The organism is Brevundimonas sp. UBA2416, from assembly GCF_002343105.1.
Lineage (GTDB): Bacteria > Pseudomonadota > Alphaproteobacteria > Caulobacterales > Caulobacteraceae > Brevundimonas.
Genome location: NZ_DDRM01000002.1, coordinates 33,189 through 33,480 on the forward strand (window position 1 = coordinate 33,189; position 292 = coordinate 33,480).

Here is a 292-nt window from a genome sequence, read left to right on the forward strand (position 1 = left end):
CGTGATCCTGCCGGGCGCGGCCTATACGGAAAAGGCCGGCCTGTACGTCAATACCGAGGGCCGGGTGCAGATGGCCGAACGCGTCGTCTTCCCCAAGGGACAGGCGAAGGAAGACTGGGCCATCCTGCGGGCGCTGTCGGCCCTGGTGGGCCAGACCCTGCCGTACGACACGCTCGACGCCCTGCGCTCGAAACTGATGGCGGATCATCCGACCTTTGGCCGGATCGACTACCTGCCGGCGCCCGCGTCGTTTGACGTGGGTTCGCTGGGCAAGAAGGGCGATCTGGGCGAC

At 67.1% G+C, this 292-nt stretch carries 1 protein-coding gene; it reads left to right on the forward strand.

All coding sequences use genetic code 11. The annotated features are described in order from the left end of the window. Positions 1–292: molybdopterin-dependent oxidoreductase (locus B3E43_RS00350; protein WP_292025842.1), on the forward strand; the 292-nt coding region annotated here is incomplete at both ends.